Raw genomic sequence first — 1,775 nt, 5'->3', positions numbered from 1 at the left:
ATCGCGTACTTCACCTCAAGGATGCGAACGTTCTGGCGGTTGGCCGTGTTGTCCGCGGCACCGAGGAAGGTCAGCACCTTGCCCAGCAGATCGGCCACGGTCTTCGGGTCGTCGAGCACCTTGATGTCCAACGGGTCGTTGCGCGGCAGCAGGTCGAGTGCCGGCTGGTCGTTGGGCGTCTGTGCCTGCAGAAAGCCGAGGATCACGAAGACGATCTTGTCGGCGTGCGCGGCACGGATGACGACGCCGTTGGTGGTGCCGCACTTGATGATGGCGGCCTTGCCGACGGAGTCGACCGGGGGCACGGCAGCGCCGATCGAAGTGGGGAGGGCGGTTGCCGCGGCGAAGGCGGCGGCCAGGCATGTGCGCAAGGCGTTCATGTTCCTGCTCCTGTGCGAGTGGAAGTGATGCGAGAGGGCGGCGGCGCCGGACCCGGCGCTCGCTCACGGACCTCTCGTTAGCAGGAACGTCCTGGCGGGGGCGCAACCGGACAGGTCAGCGCCCTTGTCGAAGAAAAATGATCAGCCGCTGATCAACCACCCAACAGCCGGTGCACCAGCTCCGGCGTGGTGCTGGCGCCCACCTTGCGCATCAGCCGTGCGCGGTAGACGTCGACCGTGCGCGGGCTGATCGTCAACCGCTTGCCAATCTGCTTGCTGGTCGCGCCGTCGATCAGCAGTGCGGCGATCTCGCGTTCGCGCGGCGTGAAGTCGACCTTCAGCACGCGCCGCGCCGACAGGTCTTCGAAAGTCCAGATGCCGGCGGCGTGCGGGTCGTTCGCGTCCAGCGCTCGGCCCGACACGTGACACCAGAAGTGCTCGCCATCGAGGCGTTTCATGACCCGGTCGTCGGCGTAGAAGCCATCGATGCCCAGGCTGGCGACGATGCGCGCGCCGGTCCGTTCGTACTCGTCGGTGCTGGGGTACAGCGCCTCGAAGGACTGGCCGATCAACTGATCCGGCTGGGCGCGGAACATCTCCAGCACGCGGCGGTTGCAGTCGACCACCAGCCGGTGGCGCGACAGGATCATGCCGATCGGGGCCTGGTGGAAGGCGGTGCGGTAGTCGAGGTCGATCGCCGGTGCCACGGACACGGCGCTCACAGCAGCGCGTAGGTGGTGGTGGCGTGCGCGGCCAGCTTGCCGTCGGGCAGCAGGCACTCGATCTCGCCGAAGACGAGCTGGCGGCCGGGCTTCAGCACCCGCGCGACGACAGTCACCTCGCCGACATCTTTGCCCACCGGCCGCAGGAAGCTCGTCTGCAGCTGCACCGTGGTCATCGGGCGGAAGCCGCCGAGCTGCGCGCTGATCGCCAGCACCATGGCCGTGTCGGCGGCCGCCATCAGCGTCTGGCCGCACATCACGCCGCCGCCGTGCACGTGGCGGCTGCCCACCGGCAGCGCCAGCATTACGCCGTCGGGCTCGACGGCGCGGACGACGAGGTCCAGCTCTTGTACCCAGGGGGCGAACATCGTGGCGAGCAGGTCTTGCAGCTGGGCGGCGTCAACCGGGCCAGCCGGGCGAAGGGATTCAGTCATGTGTCGGACAAACCTTAGTCAAATCTACGTAACGACTACTTAATGTGTTACGTAGTACCCTTCGTGCCCATCCGAACAAGCCCGGAGGCAATTCCGAATGAACAAGGTTTACCCGAGCGCTGCCGCAGCGCTGGACGGCATCGTCAAGGACGGCCAGTTGATGGCGGTCGGCGGTTTCGGCCTCTGCGGCATCCCCGAGGCCCTGATCGACGCGCTGCAGGCCAGCGGCGTCAAGGGCC

Annotated in this window: 4 protein-coding genes; 1 reads left to right on the top strand and 3 read right to left on the bottom strand. The window is 67.2% G+C overall.

Going from position 1 to position 1,775, the window contains the following annotated elements:
• The 3 genes from AC1DYI_RS34480 to AC1DYI_RS34470 all read right to left on the bottom strand — a co-directional run.
• Positions 1–380, bottom strand: a 380-nt coding sequence (locus AC1DYI_RS34480; protein ID WP_477208602.1) for a hypothetical protein, incomplete at its 3' end; no start/stop codon positions are given.
• Between the two features lie 152 nt (positions 381–532).
• Positions 533–1,075, bottom strand: coding sequence for a helix-turn-helix transcriptional regulator (locus AC1DYI_RS34475; protein WP_477208604.1), 543 nt, complete (start codon positions 1,073–1,075; stop codon positions 533–535).
• A 23-nt stretch (positions 1,076–1,098) separates the two neighbouring features.
• Positions 1,099–1,536 (bottom strand): PaaI family thioesterase, encoded by a 438-nt coding sequence (locus AC1DYI_RS34470; protein WP_477208601.1) that lies wholly within the window; start codon positions 1,534–1,536, stop codon positions 1,099–1,101.
• A gap of 97 nt (positions 1,537–1,633) precedes the next feature.
• Here AC1DYI_RS34470 and AC1DYI_RS34465 point away from each other — a divergent pair.
• Positions 1,634–1,775 (top strand): CoA-transferase (locus tag AC1DYI_RS34465; RefSeq protein ID WP_477208603.1); only part of this gene is annotated, 142 nt, incomplete at its 3' end.

The organism is Ideonella sp. P3_A4, from assembly GCF_056403075.1.
This window is presented reverse-complemented; position numbering and strand designations above follow the sequence as displayed.